The sequence below is a fragment of the Kitasatospora sp. NPDC058162 genome (assembly GCF_042884005.1).
Lineage (GTDB): Bacteria > Actinomycetota > Actinomycetes > Streptomycetales > Streptomycetaceae > Kitasatospora.
In genome coordinates, this window is record NZ_JBHVUS010000029.1 from 76,255 (window position 1) to 99,459 (window position 23,205).

Consider the following 23,205-nt stretch of genomic DNA (forward strand, 5'->3'; position numbering starts at 1 on the left):
CGGCCCCCGTCCGCCGGACCGCCCCACCGACCTGATCGCATCCACCCCTCACCCCGACGGGAGCCACCGCCCCATGGCAACACTGGCGAAGCCGAACCTGCCCAGGTTCGACGTGGAGATCTTCCAGAACGAGTACCTGGCCGACGGCGCCCGCGAGGTCAACGCCATCGTCACCGTCACCTCCACCGGCGGCGGCACCTCCGGCGGCCGCCCGCTCGGGCTCACCGACGCCGGCCCGCAGGGCGGCGACGCCAACGCGGCCGTGGTGATCCTGGTCGACTGCTCGGGCTCGATGGACTACCCCAAGACCAAGATCAACGGCGCCCGCGAGGCCACCGCCGCCGCCATCGACGCCCTGCGCGACGGCACCGCCTTCGCCGTCGTCGCCGGCACCCACGAGGCCCGCGACATCTACCCCGGCGACGGCACCCTGGCGACCGCCTCGGCGACCACCCGGGAGCAGGCCAAGGAGTCCCTGCGCCGCCTCACCGCGGCCGGCGGCACCGCGATGGGCACCTGGCTGGCCAAGGCCGACAAGCTCTTCCTCAGCCGCCGCGACATCGCCATCCGGCACGCCATCCTGCTCACCGACGGCAACAACGAGCACGAGTCCGCCGAGGACCTGGCCCGCACCATCGAGCGGGTCACCGGCCACTTCACCGCCGACTGCCGCGGCGTCGGCACCGACTGGCGGATCGACGAGCTGCGCAAGATCTCCTCCGCGCTGCTCGGCACCACCGACATCGTCGCCGAACCCTCCGGCCTCGCCGAGGACTTCCGCTCGATGATGACCGGCGCGATGGGCAAGCAGGTCGCCGACGTCGCCCTGCGGATCTGGACCCCGGCCAACGCCACCGTGAAGTTCGTCAAGCAGGTCGCCCCCGCCGTCGAGGACCTCAGCGACCGCCGCGCCGAGGCCGGCCCCCGGGCCGGCGACTACCCCACCGGCTCCTGGGGCGACGAGAGCCGCGACTACCACGTCTGCGTCGAGGTCCCGGCCGCCTCGGTCGGCAACGAGATGCTCGCCGCCCGGATCAGCCTGGTGCTGCCCCCGCAGGTCGGCGGCGGCACCCCCGAGGTGCTCAGCCAGGGCCTGGTCAAGGCCGTCTGGACGGACGACCTCGCCTCCTCCACCCGGATCAGCCCGCAGGTCGCCCACTACACCGGGCAGGCCGAGCTGGCCTCCTCCATCCAGGAGGGCCTGGAGGCCCACCGCTCCGGGGACGTCGACACCGCCACCGCCAAGCTCGGCGCCGCCGTCCGGATCGCCCACGCGACCGGCAACGAGGGCACCTTCAAGCTGCTGCAGAAGGTGGTGGACGTGGTGGACCCGAAGGAGGGTACGGTTCGGTTCCGTAAGAACGTGAGCGAGGCCGACTCGATGACCCTTGAGACCCGGTCGACCAAGACGGTACGTGTGAAGAAGTGACCGCGAAGTGACCGCTGAAGACGTGACCGGGCCGGCCGCCCGGCGCGGCACCGCACCGCACCGGCCCGAAACGAGGGGGACCTGATGCCGATCTGCCCGAGGGGCCACGAGTCGCAGGCCGAGGACTGGTGCGACTTCTGCGGCTTCCCGATGACCCCGCCGGCCCCGACGCCCGGCGCCCACGGGGGCTACCCGGGCGCGCCCGGCGGCGGCCCGGTGCCCGGCGCGCCCGCCGGACACCCGCAGCACGGCGGCGCGGCCTTCGGCGCGCCGCCGCCACCCCCGCCCGCGCCGCCGGGGGCGTACCCCCCGCCGGGCGCGTACCCGCCGCCCGGGGCCTACCCGCCGCCGGCCCCGGCGCCCCAGGGACTCACCGAGGGCCTGGCCGTCTGCCCGATCTGCCGCAGCCCGCAGACCGGGCGGTTCTGCGAGGAGTGCGGCTACGACTACGAGCTGTCCACACCCTCCAGCCGCCAGGTGCCGGCCGGTGGCCCGCCCGCGCCCGCCCCGGGCCCGGCCCAGCCCCCGCCGCTGAACATCCCGGCGGCCTACGGCGGCCCCGCCCAGGCCCCGCAGGCCCCGCCGCAGCACCACCAGCCGCAGCAGCCGCAGGCCCCGGAGTACCCGCAGCAGCCGGAGTACCCCCACACCTACGGCTACCCGCCGCCGGAGGGCGCCTTCCCCGAGGCCCCGGTCCGCGAGGACTCCGGCCCGGTGTACGCCCAGCCGGCCGGCCCCGGCCCGAACAACCGCGGCGGCGACTTCGGCACGTCCTTCCACCTGGCCCCGCCGCACTCCCAGCCGGGCGCCCAGCCGGAGGCCGTCCCGGCCGAGCCGGTCCGGGCCAACTGGATCGCGGTGGTCTCGGCCGACCGCGACTACTTCACCGACATGATGGCCCGCAGCGGCCCCGAGGCGGCCGGGCTGTTCTTCCCGCCGTACTGCCCCGAGCGCCGCATCCCGCTGACCGGCCGCGGCCAGCTGCGGATCGGCCGGCGCAGCCAGCACCGGGGCACCGTCCCGGAGATCGACCTGTCGGTGCCGCCGGAGGACCCGGGCGCCTCGCACCAGCACGCGCTGCTCGCCGAACAGGCGGACGGCAGCTGGGTGCTGGTCGACCAGGGCTCGACCAACGGAACCACCGTGAACGGGGGCGACGAACCGATCTCCCCGAACACCGCCGTCCCGTTGGGCGACGGCGACCGGATCCACATCGGCGCCTGGACCACGATCACGGTACACCGCGCCTGACCTGCGCTTTGAGCGCCCGTCAGGGGCAACTCCGGCCGGGCCGGGCGGAATTACGGATTTCGCCCGGCCCGGCTTTCTCATGATTTCCTCAGGGATTCCACAAATCCCCGTCCCCGGTGTGCACAAGACGCCTCGAAAGCCCTATTCTCTGGCCTCATGACTGCTGCTATATCCGCTGACGGCATCCGCCAGCGGTACGGGGACGTGCAGGCCGTCGACGGGGTGTCGTTCACTGTCGAGGCCGGCGAATTCTACGGGATCCTGGGCCCCAACGGAGCCGGGAAGACCACCACCATGGAGATCCTGGAAGGGGTCCGGAAGCCCGACGAGGGCCGGGTCGAGCTGCTGGGGATGGCCCCCTGGCCGCGCAACCCGAAGCTGCTGCCGCGCATCGGCGTGCAGTTCCAGGCCTCCGCCTTCTTCCGGAAGCTGACGGCCCGGGAGACCATCCGCACCTTCGCGTCGTTCTACGGGGTCGGCCCCAAGCGGGCCGACGCGATGCTGGAGCGGGTCGGGCTCTCCGACAAGGCCTCGACCCTCACCGACCAGATGTCCGGCGGCCAGGCCCAGCGCCTGTCGATCGCCTGCGCCCTGGTCCACGACCCGGAGCTCGTCTTCCTGGACGAGCCCACCACCGGCCTCGACCCGCAGGCCCGCCGCAACCTCTGGGACCTGCTGCGGGACATCAACGCCGAGGGCCGCACCGTCGTCCTGACCACCCACTACCTGGACGAGGCCGAGGTCCTCTGCGACCGGGTCTCGATCATGGACCACGGCAAGATCCTGCACACCGGCGCCCCGGCGGCGCTGATCCGCGAGATCGACGACACCGTCCGGATCAGCGTGGCCTCCGGCCAGCTGCCGGTCGAGCGGGCCCGCGAGCTGCTGGCCGCGGCCGGCGCCGACATCGCCAACCTGGAGGACGACACCGTCTCGCTCTCCGTCTCCACCCGCCTTCCCGCCCCGGTGCTCAGCGTCCTCGCCGAGCAGAACGCGCTGCGCGGCCTCGAAGTGCGCGGCGCCACCCTGGAGGACGTCTTCCTCCAGCTGACCGGACGGGAGTTCCGCGCATGACCACCACCTCCACCGAGCCGAAGGTCCCCGCCCAGCGCGGCGGTTCGACCGGCTCCGCCGACGGGCGGGAGCGGGTCAGCGCGTTCTGGGGCCTGTCCCGGGCGATGCTGCTCGGGATGAAGCGCGACCGCACCGCGACCTTCTTCATCCTGCTGTTCCCGCTGGTGTTCCTGGTGTTCTTCGGCTCCGTCACCAAGGGCTCCGCCAGTCCGCACGCCAAGGTCGCCCAGGTCGGCGCGGTCAAGCTGTTCGACTCGATGTCGGGCGAGGAGCGGACCGGCCTGGACAAGGTCCTCACCATCACCAGGACCGACGACGAGGCCGGCACCCTGGAGAAGGTCCGCAAGGGCGACTACGACGCGATGATCAGCCAGGGCCCGGACGGCAAGGTGGAGCTCCGCTTCACCGCCGCCGACCAGGTCAAGGCCGGCGCCGTCCAGGGCATCCTCAACTCGGTGGTCCAGAGCGCCAACCAGGCCGCCACCCACCAGCCGGCCGCCTACGTGCTGGAAGCCCAGCAGGTCGAGGACCAGTCGCTCAAGCCGATCCAGTTCCTCACCCCCGGCCTGCTCGGCTGGGCCGTCGCCACCGGCGCAGTCTTCGGCGCCGCGCTGACCCTGGTCAACTGGCGCAAGTCCAAGGTGCTGCGGCGCCTGCGGCTGGCCCCGATCAGCGCCGGTGCGGTGGTCAGCTCCCGGATCGCGGTCTCGCTGGTGACCGCCTTCCTGCAGACCACCGTGTTCCTGGTCGTCGCGACGAGCTTCTTCGGGCTCAAGCTCACCGGCAACTGGTGGCTGATCCTCCCGTTGGTGGCCTGCGCGACGCTCGCCTTCATGTCGATCGGCCTGCTGGCCGGTTCGATCGCCAAGACCGAGGAGGCGGCGAACGGCATCTCGCAGCTCATCGTGCTGCCGATGTCCTTCCTGTCCGGCTCGTTCTTCCCGCTGGACGGCGCCCCGGACTGGCTGAAGACGGTCTCCCAGGTCATGCCGCTCAAGCACCTGGTGTCAGCGGCCCAGTCGGTGCTGACCCGCGGCGGCGGCGTCATGGACGCGCTGCCGTCCATGGGCGGACTGCTGCTCTTCGCGGCCGTGTTCACCGGCCTCGCCTGGAAGCTGTTCAAGTGGGAGGACGCGTAGCCGTCCGCCGGACCGGGCCGATCCCGGCCGAATCCCGCTGAATCCCGCTGAACCCCGACGGGGTCGTACGCCTTTGGTCCCGGTGTACGACCCCGTCGGCGTCTGCGACCATGGTCGGGTGACAGAGATCGGACGAGGCACGTTCAGCGAGGAGACCTTCTTCGAGCAGGTCGGCGGTGAGCCGACCTTCCGGCTCCTGACCCGTCGCTTCTACGAGGGCATCGCCGAGGACGAGTTGCTGCGGCCGATGTACCCCGAGGACCTCGGCCCGGCCGAGGAGCGGATGGCGCTGTTCCTGATGCAGTACTGGGGCGGCCCGCGCACCTACAGCGACCGGCGCGGCCACCCGCGGCTGCGGATGCGGCACGCACCGTTCAAGGTCGACAAGGCCGCCCACGACGCCTGGCTCACCCACATGCGGGCCGCCGTGGCGAGCCTGGAACTGCCCGCCGAGCACGAGCGGCAGCTGCTGGACTACCTGGTCTACGCCGCCGCCTCGATGATCAACACCCCGGGCTGAGCCCCGGGCCCCCGGACCACCTGGACCACCTGGACCACCTGGACCACCTGGACTACCGCAGCGGGCTGAGGCCCAGCCCCGCGCCCGGCGCGGCCGCGGTCCGCACCACCACCGAGCCCACCGGGGAGCTCAGCCGCAGCCAGCCGCCCGCCCGGTGCACCGAGAGCGGCGCCTCGGGGCTCAGGAAGCCGATCCGGTAGGAGGCGTGCACCGCGCGCAGCGGCAGCTCCGGCAGCGCCGAGACCGGGCGGGACCAGACCTCGTCCGCCAGCCGGTCCAGCACCGCGCGGGTCCGGTGGTGCGCCGGGACGGCCTCGCTGCGCTCGCGGAACTCCCCCACCGCCGCCATCAGTTCGCGGCACACCTCGGCCGCCGGCGGGGTACCGACCGGCCGCCAGCCGACCCGCGGCGGCAGCAGCCCGGCCCAGGCCGGACCGGTCACCGGCGCGGGCAGCGCGACCGCGACCGCCTCGGCGTCCACGCCGTCCAGCAACTGGCCCGCGGAGACGGTCAGGTCGACCGGCTCGCCCAGGCCGCTCAGCCGGGCCGTGCGGATCGCCAGCACGCCCGAGTCGCCCAGCGGCAGCCGCCCGAAGACCGCCAGCACGCCGTCCGCCGCGGCCGGGTCGACCGCCTGCAGCCGCACGGCCGCCGCCTTGTCGAAGCGCAGCAGGCGCAGCAGGAAGGCGGCGAGGTCGGCGGCCTCACCGGTGTCGGTCAGGGCGAGGCGGGCGGTCATGGTCAACGCGGCTCAGCTCGAATCGGTTTCGGGGGATCCTGGGACTTTCAGACTGCCGCGCCGACCGGGGCCTCGTCCATGAACCGGGAGAGGAACTCCCGCTCCACCGGAGAGATCCGGCGCGGCCGGCCCTCGGCCAGGTCGTAGGGCACGACCACGGTGGAGGCCCGGACGTACACCGTCTCGGAGCCGTCCTCGTGGACGTCCTTGATGTCGTAGGAGACGGTCAGCGAGGCGCTGCCGATCTTCGTCACCCGGGTCTCGACGGTGACCGGCTCCGGCCGGTGCACCAACGGGCGCTTGTAGTCGATCTCGTGGCGGGCCACCACCGAGCCGCCCGCGAACTCCCCGGCACCGGCCTCGGCGGCCTGGGTGAACATGAAGTCGATCCGGGCCTCCTCCAGGTAGCGCAGGAAGACCACGTTGTTGACGTGCCCGAAGGCGTCCATGTCGGACCAGCGCAGCGGGCAGGCGTAGATGTGGCGAGCCACGGGTGTTCTCCTCGGTGTCCGGTCACCCGCCGCCGTACGTCGGTGACGGGCCGCGGCCCGGCAGGCCGCCCCCAAGGGGAAGTCTGCCGGGCCGTTGTGACAGCTGGGTGTCAGCCTCGGGTCAGCTTCTTGTACGTGGCCCGGTGCGGACGGGCGGCGTCGGCGCCCAGCCGCTCGATCTTGTTCTTCTCGTACGACTCGAAGTTGCCCTCGAACCAGAACCACTTGCTCTCGCCCTCGTAGGCGAGGATGTGGGTGGCCACCCGGTCCAGGAACCAGCGGTCGTGGGAGATGACCACGGCGCAGCCGGGGAACTCGAGCAGGGCGTTCTCCAGCGAGGAGAGCGTCTCGACGTCGAGGTCGTTGGTGGGCTCGTCGAGGAGCAGCAGGTTGCCGCCCTGCTTGAGGGTGAGCGCCAGGTTCAGGCGGTTGCGCTCACCGCCGGAGAGCACGCCGGCCGGCTTCTGCTGGTCCGGGCCCTTGAAGCCGAAGGCCGACACGTAGGCGCGGGACGGCATCTCGACCTGGCCGACGTTGATCCAGTCCAGACCGTCGGAGACGACCTCCCAGAGGGTCTTCTTCGGGTCGATGTTGGCGCGGCTCTGGTCGACGTAGCTGATCTTGACGGTCTCGCCGACCTTGACCTTGCCGGAGTCCGGGGTCTCCAGGTCCTGGAGCATCTTGAACAGGGTGGTCTTGCCGGCGCCGTTCGGGCCGATGATGCCGACGATGCCGTTGCGCGGCAGGGTGAAGCTGAGGTCGTCGATCAGGACCTTCTCGCCGAAGGCCTTGTTGAGGTTCTCGACCTCGATGACGACGCTGCCCAGGCGCGGGCCCGGCGGGATCTGGATCTCCTCGAAGTCCAGCTTCCGCATCTTGTCGGCCTCGGCCGCCATCTCCTCGTAACGGGCGAGGCGGGCCTTGGACTTGGCCTGGCGGCCCTTGGCGTTGGAGCGGACCCACTCCAGCTCTTCCTTGAGCCGCTTGGCGCGCTTGGCGTCCTTCTGGCCCTCGACCTTGAGACGGGACTGCTTGGTCTCGAGGTAGGTGGAGTAGTTGCCCTCGTACGGGTAGGCGCGGCCGCGGTCGAGCTCCAGGATCCACTCGGCGACGTGGTCGAGGAAGTACCGGTCGTGGGTGACGGCCACGACGGTGCCCTTGTACTTGGCCAGGTGCTGCTCCAGCCAGTTCACCGACTCGGCGTCGAGGTGGTTGGTGGGCTCGTCGAGCAGCAGCAGGTCGGGGGCCTCCAGCAGCAGCTTGCAGAGCGCCACGCGGCGCTTCTCGCCACCGGAGAGCTTGGTGACGGCCCAGTCGCCGGGCGGGCAGCCCAGGGCGTCCATGGCCTGCTCCAGCTGGGCGTCCAGGTCCCAGGCCTCGGCGTGGTCCAGCTCCTCCTGGAGCTTGCCCATCTCCTCGAGGAGGGCGTCCGAGTAGTCGGTCGCCATCAGCTCGGCGATCTCGTTGAAGCGGTCGAGCTTCCCCTTGATCTCCTTGACGCCGTCCTGCACGTTCTCCAGGACGGTCTTCGTCTCGTCGAGCGGCGGCTCCTGGAGCAGCATGCCGACGGTGAAGCCGGGCGAGAGGAAGGCGTCGCCGTTGGAGGGGTGCTCCAGGCCGGCCATCATCTTCAGCACGGTGGACTTACCGGCACCGTTGGGGCCCACGACGCCGATCTTCGCCCCGGGGAGGAAGCTGAGCGTCACGTCGTCAAGGATGACCTTGTCTCCGTGCGCCTTGCGCACCTTGCGCATCGTGTAGATGTATTCCGCCACGTGAGATCGCTCCGGCGTCGTCGGGAGTATTCGGCTTGCAGCCTTCCATTGTGCCGCACCCGGCCGGAAGCCCGAACCGCCCGGTGACCCCCACCGGGGTATCCGCGACGGGCCCGGTCCGGGAAGCACGACGGCCCGGCTCCCCGCAGCTGGTGCGGGGAGCCGGGCCGGTTCCGCTGGTTCAGGGCCCCGGGAGGTCAGCGCCTCCCGGCCCGGTGCTCAGACGGTTCAGGCGGTGGTGCGACCGTGACGGCCACGGCGGCGCAGGACGAAGACCGCGGCGCCACCGGCCACGACCAGGGCGCCCGCGACGCCGGCCAGGATCGGGGTGTTGCTGTTGGCACCGGTCTGGGCCAGGCCGCCGGTGCCCGGGGCGGCGCTGGTGGTGGACGGAGCCGGGTGGGCGGCACCGGTGCTCGGGGTGCCCGAGGGGGTGGTGGTGCCGCCGCCGGTGGCCGGGGTGGTCGGGGCGCCGGTCGGGGTCACGCCGACCTTGCAGTCCAGGACGCCGGTGAACTCCTTGGCGTAGCCGTTCGGGCCGGCCACCTTGATGTCGTACTTGGCCTTCTCGGCGACCTTGACGAGCACGCTCTCGGTCTTGCCGGGCTGGACGGCGACCTGCTGCTTGTCGACCGTGACGGTGGCGGCCTCGTCACCGCTGTTGGTGACGGAGACGCGCACGCCGTTGTTGGCGCACTCGACCTTGGCGGTGCTGTTGACCAGCGCGCCCTTGCCCTGCTTCCAGGTGGCCTTGGCGGTGGCGGCGACGCTGAGCTTGTCCGAGCTGGCCAGGATCATGGTCTGGCTGTGGTTGCCGTCCTCGTCCACGTCGGTCATGAAGACCCGGCCGCTGGGCACGGTGGTCGAGGCGTTGGCGCTGAGGGTGACCGCGCCGTCCGGGGTGCCGCCCGGCACGTCCAGGAACAGCTGGGTGTCCTTGGCGACCGGACCGGCCAGGGTGGCACCGACCGGCTTGCCGTCCTTGTCGACCAGCTTGGCCTTGTCGGCGGCGGAGCCGGCGACGGTCAGCTTCACCTCGGCGGCGCTGGAGTTGAGGACGAACGGACCGATCTTGCTGCCGGACTTGCCGGAGACGGAGTCCGGGGTGAGGGTCAGCGAGGGCTTGGGCTCGGCGGCGATGCCCTTGTTCTTGTCGCTGATCAGGTAGTCGCGCAGCGAGGTGGCGTTCGCGTTGTGCAGCGTGACGCTCTTGTCGTCCGAGAACTTCCAGATCGCGGCCTGGGTGCCGGCGGCGGCCTCCTCGGCGGTCAGGCTGTCGACGCCGACGGCCGTGGCGAGCGCCGTCAGGTTGACGTGCGGGTAGGAGTTGTCCAGGATCCAGCGAATCATGGGGGCCTTGGCGTTGGCGCCGAGCGAGCTCGCCCCCCAGTCCGCCTCGTGGTACTCCGCACCGCTGTTGAGGTAGACCGGGTTGTCGGCGTCGATGCAGTAGGTCTGCAGCAGACCGTCCTTCGTCTTCAGGGTGAAGAGACCGGCGTCAACCGTCCCCTTGCCCACGACGTCGACCTTCTCCGACACCATGCCCGGCTGGATCACCGCCGAGGTGACACCCGCGCTCGGGGTGTCGGCCGCGACCGCCGCACCGGCCGCGAACAGGCCTCCGCCCAGCACAACGCTGGTCGTGAGCATGACAGTGGTTATGCGGGACAGACTCCGCCCCTGCCGCTTGAACATCTGGGATCCCTCCGGAGCGGGCCGCACCGAGTGGGCAGCCCGCCGACTTGCCGTGCCGCGCGTGCCCCCTGTGGCACTGCTGCGGGTATGAACCAAACGAATCCTATTGAGCCCCGGAGGCCCCGAAACCCCCATGCGAAATCAGGACGATACCGTATCTGGATCGTTATCAATCCTCCCAGGTTCCACACAAGCTGACGCTTCGACAGATTCTTTGCGCGACTTTCCGTTATCCGGACGAGATTGCGCGTGCGGGCGCAACGACGTTCTCGATCAACATATTTGTCGACAGAGAAGGTCACCGACCGGTCAACTCGGCATCACCCCGCCTCCATCTCCACACTCCCCCTCGGACACCGGACCCTGCTGCTCCGTCACGGCCCCGCGACCCGGCGGCAGCTCGCGCGGGCGGGGCGCCGCGGCCACCGCCGAAGCCCGGCGCGACTCCAGCGCGTTGACGATCCACCCGGGCACCGGTTCGCCCGCGGGCTCCGCGCCGGGCGGCCCCGCCGCGGCCGTCGGCTGCCCGCGCACGCCCGTCGCCCAACGGAACGCCGAGGTACCGCGGCTGAGATCGTGTCCGATCGACCGGGCGTCGATCTCGGCCCGACTGCGCTTCGCCTCCCCCTGCGTCCACTCCCGCACCCGCAGCCGGCCCGTCACCACCACCGGCTCGCCCTTGGCCAGCGAGCCGATCAGGTTCACCGCGAGCGCCCGCCAGGCCGTCACCCTCAGCCACTGCGTCTCGCCGTCCGCCCAACACGCCCGCTCGCGGTCGTACCGCCGCTCGGTGCAGCCGAGGAGGAAGTTCGCCATCGGCACCCCGCCGGCGGTTTCCCCGTAGCTCACCTCGGTCGCGACATTGCCGAGCACCGTCACCTGAACCTCGTTCACAGCGCACTCTCCGTTCTCGCCGATGCACCGTACGGAATCGAGCGGTGCGGGTTCAGAGTGCGTCCCGGAAGAAATCCCGACCACCGGGTTCCGAAATCCTGTGGACAACTAGTAGGCCGATCGGCAGGGTGAAAAACGGCTGTCACTCACAGGGGTGAATTTCGGCCTTCGCACGCCGCGAGAGGGCCTTCTCCTCGCGCTCATGACAACAAACCGGCAGATCGCGGCCGCCCCCGCGGCGCCACGGAACACCCCGGGCGGGTCGTCCGCGCACGTCATCCGACCGGAGCCGAGCCGAATAGGACCCCCCACCCGCACCGGCGGCGGGACATTCTCCGTGTCGAATCCATAACGGGTGGGGAGGCAGCCCCGTAACGACTGCACAACGTCCGGCCCGGAACAGTCCCAGACCGCTGCACACACGGTCTCCACCTGCGATTATCGGACCGCTCCACCGAACCGACACACCAACGACGGTGTCGTCACACCGGCCGAGGAACTGGACACCCTTATCCTGTCCCCGACAGGGCGAGGGCCCACCAACCCCCACCCCCACCCCCAGGTACGGGGCCGGACAACGAGCGTCCCCAGCGCTCGCCGCCCGATCCCGGCCACGGTCACGCCCGCGAGGGCGCCGTCCGTCCCGCCCCCATAGCTCAGCGGATAGAGCACCCGCCTTCTAAGCGGTAGGTCGCAGGTTCGAATCCTGCTGGGGGCACCACCCCGTGAATTCCCGCAGGCCATCGCGCCCGCGAACACTTTCCGTGTCCGCCTTGGACCTCCGGGTAATCCCGTACCCACCGCGCATAACCCGTGACAATGCGTGTCATGACCGCCGCGAAAGCCGCACGGACGAAAAACCGGAATTCCGGGCGAATCCCCCACCCCTGAACGAAACAGCCGCCCGAACGGCCGACCGGAGAAATCCGGCAAAAGCCGGACAGACGCGCCCGAGGGCCGGTGCGGCTAAGCGGTCGGCCAAACCGTCAGCCCCGCCAGATGGGCGTCGAGCAAGGCGATCTGGCGCTCCGCCGGGAACTCCGCCGGGGCGAACAGCGACTGCACCACCAGCCCCAGCACGAAGGCCTGCGCGCCCGCCGCGAGCCCGGCGGGATCGGCGCCGGCCGGGAGTTCGCCGAGCCGCTGGGCGTCCGCCACGAGCGCCGTGAGCGCCACCCGCGACCGGGCGTAGCGCCCCGCGTGCGCGGCCGCCAGCTCCGGGTCCGCCAGGGCGACGTCCCAGGAGCTGACCCAGATCCGGTTGCCGGACTCGGTCGCCTCGTCCAGCGGCAGCACGTCGAGCAGCGCGGCCCGCAGCCGGGCCAGCCCCTCGGGCGGCGGCGGGGTGCCGTCGGCCGGGGCCAGCCGCCGGGGCCGGGCGGCGGAGCGGCGGTCGAGCTCCTCCAGGGCGTGGCTCAGCAGCGCCCGCTTGTTCGGGAAGTAGTGCGTCAGCAGGCCGGTGGAGGCGCCCAGTTCGGCCGCCACCGCCCGCAGGGTCAGCCCCTCGAAGCCCCGGGTGGAGAGCACCCGCCACACCCCCTCGGAGACTTCCGAGCGGCGCGCGTCATGGTCTCCACGGGCTGGCGTCATGGGGGCTATCGTACATACCAAACGTTTGTTATGAATGATCCGGACAGCTCGAAGCCCCACCCTCGAAGCCCCACCCTCGAACGCCCCACCCGCGAAAGGCCCGCCCGTGTTTTCCGTCCCGCTCGCCAAGAACGCCGAACTGCGCCCGCTGGAGCCCTGGCAGGCCCCCGAGTTCCTGGCCCACATCGACCGCGCCCGCGCCCACACCGACCCGTGGATCCCGTGGGCCACCTTCTCCACCGACCTGGACTCGGCCCGCGCCACCCTGCAGCGCTACGCCGACCGCCAGGCCGCCGACTCCGGCCGGATCTACGGCATCTGGCGCGACGGCACCCTGGTCGGCGGCGTGATGTTCGTGCAGTTCGACACCAAGAACGGCAACTGTGAGATCGGCGCCTGGACCGAGCCGGCCGGCGAGGGCGGCGGGCTGATCACCGCCGCCGTCCGGCTGCTGCTCGACTACGCCTTCACCACCCGGGGCCTGCACCGCGCCGAGTGGTGGTGCTCGGCCGTCAACGCCCGCAGCCGGGCCGTGGCCGAGCGGGTCGGGATGCGGCGGGAGGGCGTGCTGCGCGAGTGGTTCCTGCACAACGGGGTCCGCCAGGACAAGGAGATCTGGGCCGTCCTGGCCTCGGAGCACGCCGCCGCGCAGGCCTGACGGGCCGCCGCACCCCTCGGCCGGGGCCGGGCGCGGAAAACCGGAGCGGGGCGCGGTGGAGACCCCCGTGGTCCACTGCGCCCCGCTCCGGCTCTGCCCCCCTGAGACCTCGGGCCTCAGGCCGCCGGCACCGGCGCCTCCGCCGACCCCGCCGACTTCACTGACTCCGCTGACCCCGCCGACTTCACTGACTCCGCCGAGCGCAGCCGCAGCGCCAGCAGCAGCACCAGGACCATCACCCCGCCCGCCGCCAGGAAGACCACGTCCACGGCGTCCGTGAAGCTCCGCAGCGCGTGTTCCCGGGCCGCGCCGGTCAGCGTCCGCACCGCGGAGAGCGACCGCCCGGGCTCGCCGGACTCGAACACCCGGGTCAGCACCGTCCCGAAGAGCGCCGCGCCGAGCGCGTTGCCGAGGGTCTGGAAGAACCGGATGCCGGTGGTGGCGACGCCGAGCTGCTCACGCGGTGCGGTGTCCTGCACCAGGGTGATCAGCTGCCCGATCAGCTGCCCGAACCCGGCGCCCAGCAGGGCGAGTTCGGCGCCCACCGCCCACAGCGGGGTGTCCGGGCCACTGAGTCCGAGCAGGGCCAGGGCGAGCACCGAGATGCCCGAGCCGACGATCAGGAAGGTGCGCGGCCGGTGGCCGCGGGCGATCAACCGGGTGGCGAGCAGGCCGACCCCGGTCATCCCGGCGGCCATCGGCATCAGGTAGAGGCTGGCCGTGGTCGGGGCGACCCCGCGGGCGATCTGCAGGTAGATCATCACGTAGACGATCGCGCCCATCATGCCCATCCCGACCAGGCCCTGGATCGCGAAGCCGATCCGCACCACCGGGATCCGGAACAGCGAGAGCGGCAGCACCGGCTCGGCGGCGGTGGCCTGGCGCCACAGGAAGAGCCCGAGCGCGGCCAGCGTGGCGACGGCCAGCCCGAGGATCACCGGCGAGGTCCAGGCGTAGTCCTTACCGCCCCATTCGGTGACCAGCAGCAGCCCGGTGGCGAAGGCGGCGGCCAGGGTGGCGCCGAGGAAGTCCAGGCCGCGCCGGCCGAGGCTGCGCGGCAGCTTGATCACCAGGGCGACGCCGACCAGGACGAGCAGGCCGAGCGGCAGGTTGACGTAGAAGATCCAGCGCCAGCCGAGGTGGTCGGTGAACAGGGCGCCGACCAGCGGGCCGATCGCCATGCCGAGCCCTGCGACGATCCCGCCGACCGCGCCGCCCTTGCCCTTGCCGCGTTCCTCCGGGTCCTGGAGCTGGGCCATCACCACCATGGTCACGCTCATCAGCCCGCCGCCGCCGATGCCCTGGACGGCCCGGAAGGCGATCAGCTCGCCCATCGACTGCGCGGCGCCGCAGAGTGCCGAGCCGAACAGGAAGGCGCCGACCGCGCCGAGCAGCACCCGCTTGGCGCCGTAGACGTCGCAGAGCTTCCCGTAGAGCGGGAGCAGCGCGGTGGCGGCCAGCGAGAAGGCGCTGACCAGCCAGGGCAGCCGGTCGACGCCGTGGACCGGGTCGAGGTCGCGGACGATCGGGACGGTGGCCGCCGAGACGATGTTGGAGTCGAGGACGGCCAGCACGATCGTCACCAGGCAGAGCAGTTGGGCGACCGTCATCAGGCCGGATCCGGCCCGGTCGGGCGCGTTCCGGGCGGCAGCGGCGGGTGTTCCGCCGACGGATGTTCCGCCCACGGGTGCCTGGGCAGCGGATGTCTGGGCAGCGGGTGCCATCGGGAAGTCCCCCCGGAATCAGTGGAGTCGGCCCCGACCGGTGCGGTCCGGTGGGCTCGTCACCACCATGGCAGGCGTTTTGGACCGGGTCAATTCTTCATCCAGACCAATCTTTCGCCCTGTCCAATCTTTCCGCCCGGTCAACCTTTGATCCTGGTACAGTCTTCACATGGCGATCCACCACGGCTTGGACCTCGGCCCCGACCGCGACCTCGACGCGCTCCCGCTGCGCGAGCGCAAGAAGATCCAGACCGGCAGCCGGATCTTCCGCACGGCCATCGGCCTGTTCACCGAACGGGGCTTCGACCAGGTCTCGGTGGCCGAGATCGCGGCCGCCGCCGAGGTCTCCAAGATGACCGTCTTCAACTACTTCCCGAGCAAGGAGGACCTGGTCCTCGGCCCGATGGAGCAGCACCTCGACGAGCCGGCCCGGGTGGTGCGCGAACGCGCCCCGGACAGCTCGGCGGTGGCGGCGCTGCGCGAGCACTTCCTCGCCGCGCTGGAGCGCCGGGACCCGGCCACCGGCCTGAACGACGACCCGGTGGTGCTGGACGTCATCCGGCTGATCCACGCCACCCCGGCCCTCGCCCTGCGCGCCACCTCCGCCTTCGACCGGCGCGCCCAGAACCTGCTCGCCGACGAGCTGCGCGCCCAGGACCCGGACCACGACGGGCTGACCGCCCGGGTCGCCGCCGGCCAGCTGCTCGCCGTCCGGCTGACCCTGATCGGCGGCAACCACCTCCGGATGCTGGCCGGCGAGCGCGCCGAGGACGCCCTGCCGGACGCCCTCGACGAGGCCCGCCGCGCCTTCGCCGTGGTCGAGCACGGCCTCGGGGCGTACTGCGCCGGACCGGCCTGAGAGAGTGGGCGCACCACGCCCGACGGAGGTGCCCATGGACCAGCCGCTGCTCACGCGGGACCGCTCCACCCTGCCCGCCCAGGCCGAGGGCCTGAACGCCCACGTCGGCGAGGACGGCGTCGCGGTCCTGGAGTTCGCCCGCCCGCACCGCCGCAACGCGGTCACCCTGGCGATCTGGCAGGCGCTGCCGAAGGTCCTGGACCAGCTCGCCGAGCAGGAGGGCGTGCGCGCCCTGCTGCTGACCGGCGCCGGCAACACCTTCAGCGCGGGCGCGGACATCACCGAACTCGCCGAGGTGTACGGCGATCCGCAGCGCGCGGACGCCTACCACGCGGTCAACGTGGCCGCCGAGGAGGCGCTCGCGGCCTTCCCCCACCCGACCCTCGCCGTGGTGCACGGCGCCTGTGTGGGCGGCGGCTGCCAGCTGGCCGTCGCCTGCGACCTGCGCTTCGTCGCCGAGGACGCCCGGCTGGGGATCACCCCGGCCAAGCTCGGCGTGGTCTACCCGGCGGTGCCGACCCTGCGGCTGGCCCGGCTGGTCGGCCCGGCCCGGGCCAAGTACCTGCTGTTCTCCGGCGAGTTGGTGCGCGGCCGGGACGCGCTGCCGCTGGGCCTCGCCGAGCGGGTCCTGCCGGACGCCGAACTGGACGCCGCCGCGCTGGAGTTCGCCCGGCTGCTGACCACCCGCTCGACCCAGACCATCGGCGCGGTCAAGGCCGCACTGGCCGTCCCGGAGGAGCGGGCGGCCGAGGCGCTGGCGCCCTGGGAGCGGCGCTCGCGGGAGGCCTCGGACGTGCACGAGGGGCTGGCCGCGTTCCTGGAGGGCCGCCCGGCGCGGTTCTGACCCCCGTACGACCAGCTCACGGCTCACGTACGATCATCCGACCGGCGCCGAGCCGCCGACCGCCCTTCCCCACCCGGAGCACGCACCCCGATGACCACCGAGGCCACGACCGCCCCCACCAGCCGGACGACCTGGGCCCGCCGGGTCACCGACGGCGTCGAGCCGAAGAACGTGATCATCGCGGTCTGCCTGCTGATCGGCGCCCTGCGCTACGGCTGGCCCGGCCTCGGCTGGGCCGCCTTCGCCGCGCTGTTCGCGGCCGTCATCCCGACCCTGTTCATCCAGCGCGGCATCCGCAAGGGCACCCTGGAGGACCGGCACGTCGGCCACCGGCAGCGCCGGCTGACCGTCATCCCGTTCATCATGGGCTCGGTCGCGGTCAGCTTCGCGGTGATGATCCTGGCGCACGCCCCGCGCGACCTCACCGCGATGGTGGCGGCGATGTTCGCCTCGCTGGTGCCGATCCTGGTGATCACCGTCTGGTGGAAGGTCTCCGTGCACACCGCCGTGGCGGCCGGCGCGGTGGCCTGCCTCGGCATCGCGCTCGGCCCGCTCTGGCTGCTGCTCTACCCGCTGGTCGCGGTGATCGGCTGGTCCCGGGTGGTGCTGCGGGACCACACCACCGCGCAGACCATCGTCGGCGCGGTGGTCGGCTCCCTCACCGCCGGGCTCACCTTCTGGCTCACCCGGTAGTCCTCACCGTCCGGCCTCAGCGGATCGGCATCCCCGAGATCGCCCGGGCGATGACCAGCCGCTGGATCTCGCTGGTCCCCTCGAAGATCGTGTAGATCGCGCTGTCCCGGTGCATCCGCTCCACCGGGTACTCCCGGGTGAAGCCGTTGCCGCCGAGGATCTGCATCGCCTGCGCGGTGACGAACTTGGCCGTCTCCCCCGCGTACAGCTTGGACATCGAGCCCTCGGCCGCGGTGAACGGCTGGTTGTTGGCGGCCATCCAGGACGCCCGCCAGACCAGCAGCCGGGCCGCGTCGATCCGGGTCTTCATGTCGGCGAGCTGGAAGGCCACGCCCTGGTTGTCGATGATCGGGCGGCCGAACTGCTCCCGGGTCTTCGCGTAGTCCAGCGCCACCTCGTACGCGGCCCGGGCGATGCCGATCGCCTGCGCCCCGACGGCCGGGCGGGAGGCCTCGAAGGTGGCCATCGCCGCGTTGCCCCGGCCGCCCGAGCGCTTGACGCCCTCGCGGGCCCGGGCCAGCCGCTCGTCCAGCTTCTCCTTGCCGCCGAGCAGGCAGCTGCCGGGCACCCGGACGCCGTCCAGCACCACCTCGGCGGTGTGCGAGGCGCGGATGCCGTGCTTCTTGAACTTCTGGCCCTGGCTCAGCCCGGGGGTGCCCGGCGGGACGACGAAGGAGGCGTGCCCGCGGGTGCCCAGCTCCGGGTCGACGCTGGCCACCACCACGTGCACGGCGGCGATCCCGCCGTTGGTGGCCCAGGTCTTGGTGCCGTTGAGCACCCACTCGTCCTTGGCCTCGTCGTAGACGGCCCGGGTGCGCAGCGCGCCCACGTCGGAGCCGGCGTCCGGCTCGGAGGAGCAGAAGGCGGCCACCTTGACGTCGTCCGGGGTGCCGAACATCTGCGGGGTCCAGGTCCCGATCTGCTCGTCGGTGCCGTTGGCGAGCACCGCGACGGCGGCCAGCGTGGTGCCGACGATGGACAGCCCGATGCCCGCGTCGCCCCAGAACAGCTCCTCCATGGCGATCGGGATGCCGACGCCGGAGGGGTCGAAGTACTGCTGGGCGTAGAAGTCCAGCGAGTAGATGCCCAGCTTGGCGGCCTCCTGGATGACCGGCCAGGGGGTCTCCTCGCGCTCGTCCCACTCGGCCGCGGCGGGGCGGATCACGTCGGCGGCGAAGCCGTGCAGCCAGTCGCGTACGGCGAGCTGGTCCGCGCCCGGGTCCAGCGAGAACGTGCTGCTCATGGTGGAGCCTCCGCAGAAGGGATGACGACGCAGGGATCACGGCCGCCGGATGCGACCCACCGGGGTGTTACCCCGGGTAACATCGTCGGAGTCTGCTACTGATTGGTAACCGGTGTCAACGCCCAGGCCGCCCAGAATCCCGAGGAGCAGCGCATGTCCCGAGAGCCCCGCCGCGAGCAACTGCTCAACGCCGCCGACCGGGTCATCCAGCGCGAGGGACCGACCGCCAGCATGAACGCCATCGCCGCCGAGGCCGGCATCACCAAGCCGATCCTCTACCGCCACTTCGGCGACCGGAACGGCCTGATCAAGGCCCTGACCGAACGCCACACCAGCGGCCTGCTGGCCGCCGTCCGGGCCGCCCTGGCCGAACCGCTGGAGCGCCGCGACCGGGTCGAGCACGTCCTGGACACCTACCTCGCCGGGATCGAAGCCCGCCCCCAGGTCTACCGGCTGCTCACCCACCCCGAACCCGGCGACCCCAGCGGCGCCGGCAACGCCCTCGCCCCCGCACTCCGGCGGATCGCCGAGGAGATCACCCGCGCCGTGCAGAGCCAGGTCGACCTCGGCGCCGACCGCGACCTGCTCGCCGAGGCCTGGGGCCGGGGCATCACCGGGATGGTGCTGGCCGCCGGGGACTGGTGGCTGGAGACCAGACCCTGCTCGCGCACCCGCATGGTGCAGGCCCTGGCCGACCTGCTCTGGGGCCGCCTGGCCGCCGCCGCGGACCTGCCGACCGCCGTCCCGCCCGTCGCCCCGGCCGACCCGCCCGGCCCGGACGCCGGCTGAACTCCCGGCCCGCACCCGACCCTTGCGCGCACGACCCGTGCCCGCACGACCCTTGTGCCGCCCCCGGGCCCGCGGGCATCATCGGGGCCCCACCCCCGCCGTGCGAGGTCCCCGATGCGCCTGCGCCGCACCGCCGTTGCCCTGCTGCTCGCCGCCACCGCCGCCCTGACCGCCGCCCCGGGCCCGGCCGCGGCCGCCGCCCCGGAGCGGCCCCGGGCCCACTTCCCCACCGGGACGGCCACCGGCCCGGACGGCCGCACCGCCCTCACCGACGACCGGGGCCGCCGGCTCCAACTGCGCGGTTTCAACCTCGACAAGTACGCCGAGGCCACCCCGGCCGACCTCGCCGCCGTCGCCGCCCAGGGCTTCACCCTGGTCCGGCTGCCGGTCTCCTGGACCAGGCTGGAGCCCGCACGCGGCCGCCTCGACCAGGCCGAACTGCACCGGATCCGCCGACTCCTCGACCAGGCCGACCGCTCCGGCCTGCTCGTCCTGATCGACTTCCACCAGGACGTCTACGGGCCGGAGTTCGGCGGCGGCACCAACGGCATCCCGCGCTGGGCCACCCGCGACGACGGACTGCCGTTCACCCCCGACCCGAAGGACTGGTTCGCCGGCTACTTCCAACCCGCCGTCCAGGCCGCCTTCCGCCACCTCTACGACGACCCCGACCTGCGCGCCTGGCAGGCCGACTTCTACACCCGGCTGGCCCGCGAACTGCGCGGCCACCCCTCGCTGTTGGGCTACGACCTGTTCAACGAACCGTTCGGCCCGGTGGACGGCGACCCGACCGACCCGGCCGTGCTCGCCGCCGCCTCCGCCACCCTGGAACAGGGTCGGCTCGCCGACATGTACCGCCGCCTGATCACCGCCGTGCGCCGGTCCGACGACCGCGCCTGGCTGTTCGTCGAACCGACCGTCCTGGTCGGCCAGGGCGTGCCCACCCGGCTCCCCGGCTTCACCGACCCCCGCCCCGGCGCCCCCCGGCTCGGCTACGCCCCGCACTTCTACGACACCGCGGTGGAGAACGGCGCCGACTGGAACCCCGCCGACGGCTTCGTCGAGCAGTACGCCGCCGCGATCACCGACTACCCGGCCGCCCACCACCTGCCGGTCCTGGTCGGCGAGTGGGGCCCGCCCGACTCCCGCACCCCGGGCAACACCCTGCTGGTCCGCCGCCAGGTCGCCGCGATGGACGGCTTCGCCGAGGGCTGGACCATGTGGTACTGGTGCCGGGGCACCGGCGGCTACTGCGCCCTCGACCCCGCCGGGCACCCGGCGCCCGGCGACGAACCCGCCTTCGGCCCGTACCCGGCGGCCGTCGCCGGCACGGACGTCCGCACCACCGGGAGCACCACCGGAAGCACCACCGCGAGCACCGTCCGCTGGGCCGCCGACGGCACCGGCCGCACCAGCGAACTCGTCCTGCCGCCCGCCGCGTTCCCGCACGGCGCCCGGGTCGCCGTCTCCCCGGCCGACGCCCGGGTCGAGGTCGGGCAGCCCGCGGGCGGGCGGGCGGGAACCGTACGGATCCGGCTCCCGCACGCCCGCCCGGGCACCCCGGTGACGGTCACGCTCACCGCCCGGTGATCAGCCGAGACCGCGGCGCTCCAGCAGCGGCGCGGTCTCCGGCGCCCGGCCGACCACCGCGCGGAAGGACTCCAGCGGGTCCCGGCCGAACCCGCGCGCCAGCAGCTCGCGCCGGAACAGCTCGCCGCTGTCCCGCACCGGCTGCCCGTTGGTCTCGAACCAGCGCACGGTGTCCGCGTCCAGCACCTCCGACCAGATGTACGCGTAGTACCCGGCGCTGTAGCCGCTGGAGAAGATGTGCTGGAAGTACGACGTGCGGTAGCGCGGCGGGATCGCCGGCACCGCGATGCCGGCCTCCGCCAGCGCCCGCGCCTCGAACTCCTCGGCGTCCTCGACCCGGTGGCCCTGCGGCAGGGTGTGCCAGGCCCAGTCCAGCAGCGTCGCCGCCAGGTACTCCACCGTCCGGAAGCCCTCCCCGAAGCCCTCGGCCGCGGTCATCCGCTCGACCAGCTCGACCGGCAGCGGCTCCCCGGTGGCGTGGTGGCGGGCGTAGTTGGCCAGCACCTCCGGCCGGACCATCCACATCTCGTTGACCTGCGAGGGGAACTCCACGAAGTCCCGCGGCACCGCGGTGCCCGCGAACAGCGGGTAGCGGACGTCCGAGAACAGGCCGTGCAGCGCGTGCCCGAACTCGTGGAACAGGGTGCGCACCTCGTCCCAGCTCAGCAGGGCCGGCTCGCCCGGCGCCGGGCGCGGGACGTTGAGGTTGTTCAGCACCACCGGCCGCCGCCCGGTCAGCCCGGACTGGCCCACCAGCTCGTCCATCCACGCGCCGCCGCGCTTGGAGGCCCGGGCGTGGAAGTCCCCGATGAACAGGCCCAGCGCGGTGCCGTCCTCCTCGAACACCTCGAAGACCCGGGCGTCCGGGTGGTGCGCCGTCAGGTCCGGGCGCTCGGTGAACTCCAGCCCGTACGCGAGCTTCGCGGCGAAGAACACGCCGTCCCGCAGCACCCGCTCCAGCTCGAAGTACGGGCGCAGCGCCGCCGCGTCCACCTGGTAGGAGGACTGCCGGACCTTCTCCGAGTAGTACGCCCAGTCGTGCGCGGCGAGCTCCTCGATGCCGTCCGCCGCCGCCACCTTCAGCAGCTCGGCGGCCTCCCGGCGGGCGTTCGCCACGGCCGGCTCCACCAGCCGGGCCAGCAGCCCGGACACCGCCTCCACGGTGCCGGCCGTCTCGTCCGCGACGACGTACGCGGCGTGGCTCGGGAAGCCCAGCAGCACGGCCCGCTCGGCGCGCAGCTCGGTCATCCGGATCGCCAGCGGGCCGTTGTCCTCGCCGGCCCGGGCCAGCGAGGCGGCCAGCAGCCGCTCGCGCACCGAGCGGTCGGCCAGCTGGGCCAGCTCGGGCTGGTTGGAGGGGCTCTTCAGGCTGAGCACGTACCGGCCCTCGTGGCCGAGCACCCGGGCGTTCTCCGCCGCGGCGGCGATCGCCCCCTCGGACAGCCCGGCCAGCTCCTCCGCGGTGTCCACGACCAGCGCGGCGGAGCGGGTGGCGGCGTTCACGTTCTGCTGGAACGTGGTGCCCAGCGCGGCGAGTTCGGCGTTCAGCTCGCGCAGCCGGGCCTGCTCGGCGGCGCCCAGCCGGGCCCCGGAGCGGACGAACGCGGTGTACCGGCGCTCCAGCAGGCGCAGCGACTCCGGGTCCAGTCCGAGGGCGGCCCGGTCCCCGTACAGCCCCTCGATCCGGGCGAACAGCCGCTGGTCCAGGTGGATCGCGTCGTGGTGGGCCGCGAGCAGCGGGCTGACCTTCGCCTCCACCTCGTCCAGCAGGTCGGTGGTGTCGGAGGAGGACTGGTTGCGGAACACCGCGTCCACCCGGCGCAGCAGCCCGCCGGAGCGCTCCAGGGCCACCAGGGTGTTCTCGAAGGTCGGCAGGGCGCGGTCGTCGGTGATCGCCGCGATCTCGGCCAGCTGCTCGGCCATCCCGCGCTCGTACGCGGGCAGGTAGTGCTCCTCCCGGATCTCGGCGTAGGGAGGCAGTTCGTAGACCAGGGGGCTGGCCGCGAAGAACGGGTTCTCGGTCATTTCGCCGACCCTACGCGGTGTCACCCCGCGTGCCCATACACCCCTGGTCATCGTTGTCAGACCCACCCGTTAACGTCGACGGCACGGGCCCCGGTCCGCACGCCAGCGCCCCACCCGCACACCCGACCCGCCCCACACCCCCGGACGCCCCGCCGCAACACCCCCAGGAGAGGAGACGCCCGC

The 23,205-nt window shown here is 72.6% G+C and carries 20 protein-coding genes and 1 tRNA gene; 12 read left to right on the plus strand and 9 right to left on the minus strand.

All coding sequences use genetic code 11. The features are described 5' to 3' along the window. The first annotated feature begins 73 nt into the window (after positions 1-73). The 5 genes from ACFVXG_RS34785 (at position 74) to ACFVXG_RS34805 (ending at position 5,413) form a co-directional block, all read left to right on the plus strand. Entirely contained in the window at positions 74-1,429 is a 1,356-nt protein-coding gene (locus ACFVXG_RS34785) for a VWA domain-containing protein (protein ID WP_387933453.1), read from the plus strand. 84 nt (positions 1,430-1,513) lie between these two features. Continuing rightward, on the plus strand, positions 1,514-2,680 hold the full coding sequence (locus ACFVXG_RS34790) for an FHA domain-containing protein (protein WP_387933454.1): 1,167 nt from the start codon (positions 1,514-1,516) through the stop codon (positions 2,678-2,680). A gap of 156 nt (positions 2,681-2,836) precedes the next feature. Continuing rightward, on the plus strand, positions 2,837-3,754 hold the full coding sequence (locus ACFVXG_RS34795; protein ID WP_350507466.1) for an ABC transporter ATP-binding protein: 918 nt from the start codon (positions 2,837-2,839) through the stop codon (positions 3,752-3,754). Then, positions 3,751-4,893 carry an ABC transporter permease gene (locus tag ACFVXG_RS34800; RefSeq protein WP_387933457.1) on the plus strand — a complete coding sequence of 381 codons (1,143 nt, stop codon included), beginning with the start codon at positions 3,751-3,753 and terminating at the stop codon, positions 4,891-4,893. Before ACFVXG_RS34795 ends, ACFVXG_RS34800 begins: the two co-directional genes overlap by 4 nt. Positions 4,894-5,011: 118 nt before the next feature. Further along, positions 5,012-5,413 (plus strand): globin, encoded by a 402-nt coding sequence (locus tag ACFVXG_RS34805; protein ID WP_350507464.1) that lies wholly within the window; start codon positions 5,012-5,014, stop codon positions 5,411-5,413. A gap of 52 nt (positions 5,414-5,465) precedes the next feature. Here the strand turns inward: ACFVXG_RS34805 and ACFVXG_RS34810 are convergent, their stop codons facing one another. The 5 genes from ACFVXG_RS34810 to ACFVXG_RS34830 form a co-directional block, all read right to left on the minus strand. Then, positions 5,466-6,152, minus strand: coding sequence for a hypothetical protein (locus tag ACFVXG_RS34810; RefSeq protein WP_387933459.1), 687 nt, complete (start codon positions 6,150-6,152; stop codon positions 5,466-5,468). Positions 6,153-6,199: 47 nt separating this feature from the next. Next, the gene (locus ACFVXG_RS34815; protein WP_387933461.1) at positions 6,200-6,643 is read right to left on the minus strand and encodes an acyl-CoA thioesterase; all 444 of its coding nucleotides are present in this window, start codon (positions 6,641-6,643) and stop codon (positions 6,200-6,202) included. A gap of 110 nt (positions 6,644-6,753) precedes the next feature. Further along, the gene (gene ettA, locus ACFVXG_RS34820) at positions 6,754-8,418 is read right to left on the minus strand and encodes an energy-dependent translational throttle protein EttA (RefSeq protein WP_375896271.1); all 1,665 of its coding nucleotides are present in this window, start codon (positions 8,416-8,418) and stop codon (positions 6,754-6,756) included. 228 nt (positions 8,419-8,646) lie between these two features. Then, a complete protein-coding gene (locus ACFVXG_RS34825; protein WP_387933463.1) occupies positions 8,647-10,068 on the minus strand; it encodes a Cys-Gln thioester bond-forming surface protein in 1,422 nt (473 codons plus the stop codon). Positions 10,069-10,422: 354 nt separating this feature from the next. Beyond that, a complete protein-coding gene (locus ACFVXG_RS34830) occupies positions 10,423-11,007 on the minus strand; it encodes a single-stranded DNA-binding protein (protein ID WP_387933465.1) in 585 nt (194 codons plus the stop codon). A gap of 645 nt (positions 11,008-11,652) precedes the next feature. Here ACFVXG_RS34830 and ACFVXG_RS34835 point away from each other — a divergent pair. Continuing rightward, a tRNA-Arg gene (locus ACFVXG_RS34835) sits at positions 11,653-11,728 on the plus strand. Positions 11,729-11,973: 245 nt separating this feature from the next. On the opposite strand, the gene ACFVXG_RS34840 is transcribed toward ACFVXG_RS34835, so the two are convergent. Continuing rightward, positions 11,974-12,597: a TetR/AcrR family transcriptional regulator gene (locus ACFVXG_RS34840; RefSeq protein WP_387933467.1), complete on the minus strand. Its 624-nt coding sequence runs from the start codon at positions 12,595-12,597 to the stop codon at positions 11,974-11,976. A 106-nt stretch (positions 12,598-12,703) separates the two neighbouring features. Between ACFVXG_RS34840 and ACFVXG_RS34845 the strand changes: the two genes are divergently transcribed. Further along, positions 12,704-13,255, plus strand: a complete 552-nt coding sequence (locus ACFVXG_RS34845) for a GNAT family N-acetyltransferase (protein WP_387933469.1) — start codon at positions 12,704-12,706, stop codon at positions 13,253-13,255. Between the two features lie 116 nt (positions 13,256-13,371). On the opposite strand, the gene ACFVXG_RS34850 is transcribed toward ACFVXG_RS34845, so the two are convergent. Next, positions 13,372-14,865 carry an MFS transporter gene (locus ACFVXG_RS34850; protein WP_387933504.1) on the minus strand — a complete coding sequence of 498 codons (1,494 nt, stop codon included), beginning with the start codon at positions 14,863-14,865 and terminating at the stop codon, positions 13,372-13,374. Positions 14,866-15,148: 283 nt separating this feature from the next. Between ACFVXG_RS34850 and ACFVXG_RS34855 the strand changes: the two genes are divergently transcribed. The 3 genes from ACFVXG_RS34855 (at position 15,149) to ACFVXG_RS34865 (ending at position 17,375) form a co-directional block, all read left to right on the plus strand. Further along, positions 15,149-15,838, plus strand: a complete 690-nt coding sequence (locus ACFVXG_RS34855; protein ID WP_387933471.1) for a TetR family transcriptional regulator — start codon at positions 15,149-15,151, stop codon at positions 15,836-15,838. A 34-nt stretch (positions 15,839-15,872) separates the two neighbouring features. Further along, positions 15,873-16,682, plus strand: a complete 810-nt coding sequence (locus ACFVXG_RS34860; protein WP_387933473.1) for an enoyl-CoA hydratase/isomerase family protein — start codon at positions 15,873-15,875, stop codon at positions 16,680-16,682. A gap of 90 nt (positions 16,683-16,772) precedes the next feature. Next, positions 16,773-17,375: a hypothetical protein gene (locus tag ACFVXG_RS34865; protein ID WP_350507454.1), complete on the plus strand. Its 603-nt coding sequence runs from the start codon at positions 16,773-16,775 to the stop codon at positions 17,373-17,375. Positions 17,376-17,391: 16 nt separating this feature from the next. Here ACFVXG_RS34865 and ACFVXG_RS34870 read toward each other — a convergent pair whose 3' ends face one another. Continuing rightward, a complete protein-coding gene (locus ACFVXG_RS34870; protein ID WP_387933475.1) occupies positions 17,392-18,618 on the minus strand; it encodes an acyl-CoA dehydrogenase family protein in 1,227 nt (408 codons plus the stop codon). Between the two features lie 153 nt (positions 18,619-18,771). Here ACFVXG_RS34870 and ACFVXG_RS34875 point away from each other — a divergent pair, with 153 nt between their 5' ends. Then, positions 18,772-19,407 carry a TetR family transcriptional regulator gene (locus tag ACFVXG_RS34875; protein WP_387933477.1) on the plus strand — a complete coding sequence of 212 codons (636 nt, stop codon included), beginning with the start codon at positions 18,772-18,774 and terminating at the stop codon, positions 19,405-19,407. A 114-nt stretch (positions 19,408-19,521) separates the two neighbouring features. Beyond that, a complete protein-coding gene (locus tag ACFVXG_RS34880) occupies positions 19,522-20,997 on the plus strand; it encodes a cellulase family glycosylhydrolase (RefSeq protein WP_387933479.1) in 1,476 nt (491 codons plus the stop codon). On the opposite strand, the gene ACFVXG_RS34885 is transcribed toward ACFVXG_RS34880, so the two are convergent. Then, positions 20,998-23,022 carry a M3 family metallopeptidase gene (locus tag ACFVXG_RS34885; RefSeq protein ID WP_387933481.1) on the minus strand — a complete coding sequence of 675 codons (2,025 nt, stop codon included), beginning with the start codon at positions 23,020-23,022 and terminating at the stop codon, positions 20,998-21,000. Between the last annotated feature and the right edge of the window lie 183 nt (positions 23,023-23,205).

What these genes read in the sequence shown, in the direction of transcription:
- ACFVXG_RS34785 (WP_387933453.1), top strand. Translation starts at nt 74, where the DNA reads ATGGCAACACTGGCGAAGCCGAACCTGCCCAGGTTCGACGTGGAGATC.
- ACFVXG_RS34790 (WP_387933454.1), top strand. Translation starts at nt 1,514, where the DNA reads ATGCCGATCTGCCCGAGGGGCCACGAGTCGCAGGCCGAGGACTGGTGC.
- ACFVXG_RS34795 (WP_350507466.1), top strand. Translation starts at nt 2,837, where the DNA reads ATGACTGCTGCTATATCCGCTGACGGCATCCGCCAGCGGTACGGGGAC.
- ACFVXG_RS34800 (WP_387933457.1), top strand. Translation starts at nt 3,751, where the DNA reads ATGACCACCACCTCCACCGAGCCGAAGGTCCCCGCCCAGCGCGGCGGT.
- ACFVXG_RS34810 (WP_387933459.1), bottom strand. Translation starts at nt 6,152, where the DNA reads ATGACCGCCCGCCTCGCCCTGACCGACACCGGTGAGGCCGCCGACCTC.
- ACFVXG_RS34825 (WP_387933463.1), bottom strand. Translation starts at nt 10,068, where the DNA reads ATGCTCACGACCAGCGTTGTGCTGGGCGGAGGCCTGTTCGCGGCCGGT.
- ACFVXG_RS34840 (WP_387933467.1), bottom strand. Translation starts at nt 12,597, where the DNA reads ATGACGCCAGCCCGTGGAGACCATGACGCGCGCCGCTCGGAAGTCTCC.
- ACFVXG_RS34850 (WP_387933504.1), bottom strand. Translation starts at nt 14,865, where the DNA reads ATGACGGTCGCCCAACTGCTCTGCCTGGTGACGATCGTGCTGGCCGTC.
- ACFVXG_RS34855 (WP_387933471.1), top strand. Translation starts at nt 15,149, where the DNA reads ATGGCGATCCACCACGGCTTGGACCTCGGCCCCGACCGCGACCTCGAC.
- ACFVXG_RS34860 (WP_387933473.1), top strand. Translation starts at nt 15,873, where the DNA reads ATGGACCAGCCGCTGCTCACGCGGGACCGCTCCACCCTGCCCGCCCAG.
- ACFVXG_RS34865 (WP_350507454.1), top strand. Translation starts at nt 16,773, where the DNA reads ATGACCACCGAGGCCACGACCGCCCCCACCAGCCGGACGACCTGGGCC.
- ACFVXG_RS34870 (WP_387933475.1), bottom strand. Translation starts at nt 18,618, where the DNA reads ATGAGCAGCACGTTCTCGCTGGACCCGGGCGCGGACCAGCTCGCCGTA.
- ACFVXG_RS34875 (WP_387933477.1), top strand. Translation starts at nt 18,772, where the DNA reads ATGTCCCGAGAGCCCCGCCGCGAGCAACTGCTCAACGCCGCCGACCGG.
- ACFVXG_RS34880 (WP_387933479.1), top strand. Translation starts at nt 19,522, where the DNA reads ATGCGCCTGCGCCGCACCGCCGTTGCCCTGCTGCTCGCCGCCACCGCC.
- ACFVXG_RS34885 (WP_387933481.1), bottom strand. Translation starts at nt 23,022, where the DNA reads ATGACCGAGAACCCGTTCTTCGCGGCCAGCCCCCTGGTCTACGAACTG.